Origin of the sequence: Glycomyces sp. NPDC021274 (assembly GCF_040641195.1) — a bacterium.
Classification (GTDB): domain Bacteria; phylum Actinomycetota; class Actinomycetes; order Mycobacteriales; family Micromonosporaceae; genus Glycomyces.
Genome location: NZ_JBFADC010000063.1, coordinates 1 through 1455, shown reverse-complemented (window position 1 = coordinate 1455; position 1455 = coordinate 1). Strand labels below are relative to the sequence as shown.

General features: G+C 66.0%; 2 protein-coding genes and 1 pseudogene. All 3 read right to left on the bottom strand.

Going from position 1 to position 1455, the window contains the following annotated elements:
- Positions 1-446, bottom strand: a pseudogene (locus AB0I03_RS26570) (plasmid transfer protein); the annotation flags it as partial.
- 2 nt (positions 447-448) lie between these two features.
- The gene (locus AB0I03_RS26565) at positions 449-778 is read right to left on the bottom strand and encodes a hypothetical protein (RefSeq protein WP_360417348.1); all 330 of its coding nucleotides are present in this window, start codon (positions 776-778) and stop codon (positions 449-451) included.
- Positions 779-913: 135 nt separating this feature from the next.
- Positions 914-1455, bottom strand: a 542-nt coding sequence (locus AB0I03_RS26560) for a UTRA domain-containing protein (RefSeq protein ID WP_360417346.1), incomplete at its 5' end; no start/stop codon positions are given.

Genomic DNA, 1455 nt, shown 5'->3' with positions numbered 1-1455 from the left:
CGCACCCGTCGCAGCACGTCGTAGCCGGTCATCCGCAGCTCCACGACACCGGGCTTGGACTCCACCACGGTCACGGAGTGGACGCCCCAGGCGTGCCGCAGTCGTTCGGAAGCCGCCGCCACGTCCGCCGGTTCCAGCCCGGCGGGGATCCGCAGAGAGACCACCAGCCCCGTCGAAGTACCCCTGACCCGACGGACCTTGGGCGGGATCGACTGAACCTCCCGGCGGGCGACGTTGCGCGTCATGAACGCCCGCAGACGCGACGGCTGCACCGTCAGCCCGCACACATCCATCGTTGAGCGGTAGGTGACCGTGAACCGGCCCCACGTGACCGGCAGACCCACCAGCGACCAGTACAACCGCGGCGCACGAACCTTCGCGTAGCCCAGGCCACCAGCACCGGCTAAGGCGCCCGTCGCTTCGAGCACGGTAGTCAGGACCGTCATGATCAGACCCCAGCCGTGAGGGCAACCGCGCGGAACGCGATCCCGTGCCGCTTCTGGCCGTTGAACTCGTTCTCCCAGTCCCGAGCCTTCAGCCCCACCACCGACACCGGCATCCCCGGCGTCAGGTTCTCCGGCAGACCGGTCTCCGGAACGGTGACCTGGTAGAGGTTCCCCTCTCCCTCATCCGAGATCAGCAGGCCCACGGTGGACAGACCCGCACCGGTCTCCCGATCCACGGCCCGCTCCCCGGTCTTCTTGTTGACCATCTTTGGTTCCGGCGCGGTCGCGACGAACACCACGGCGGTCGAAAGGTCGATCTTGAAGGACGGCATTGCGAACTCCTCTAACAGAGTAGATCTCCTGCACTCATGTACATGAGTGACTAATAGAAGAGTGCCTCACTCCTGTACATGAGTCAACCCGCCCTGCGAAGAAAATCAGGGCGGGCTGCGGGAGTTGAGGTCGCGTCAGTCGTCGGCGGGGAAGCGGTAGTCGAGAATGAACTGGTCAGCGGCCATCACGGTGTCGCAAACTTCCACGACTCGGCCTGTCTGTGTGACGGCGTTCCGCACCAGGTGGATGACGGGAGCCCCGGGGCTGAGGGCGAGTGCAGCACTCTCCGACTTGGTCGCCAGTCGAGCTCGGACCGTTTCGGTGAACTCCTCAAGCGTGTGCCCGTGTTCTTCGAGTCGGGCGTAGATGCCGCCTCCGCCCGGGTTCTCGGCGAACATCTCGGGGATGTCCCTGACTACGTCCCAGGGGAGGTACGAGGTGGCTTCTTCGGTGGGTGTGCCGTCCCGGAAGTAGCGACGCCGACGCGCCAGCACCTTGGTGCCGGGTGCAACGTTCATGCGCTCGGCGATTTCGGCCGGAGCCTCGGTGGGGCCGACGGAGAGGACCGTCACGGACGGCTTCCCTCCCGACACTTCCGCCTCGGCCAGGTAGGCCGCCTTGCCGGCCTTGCGGTGTGAGCGGCGAAACCGGTCACTCGACTTTCGCTGAACGGGAG

Bases quoted from the DNA above. Each gene is read 5' to 3' on its own strand.
- AB0I03_RS26565 (WP_360417348.1), bottom strand. From the start codon at position 778: ATGCCGTCCTTCAAGATCGACCTTTCGACCGCCGTGGTGTTCGTCGCG.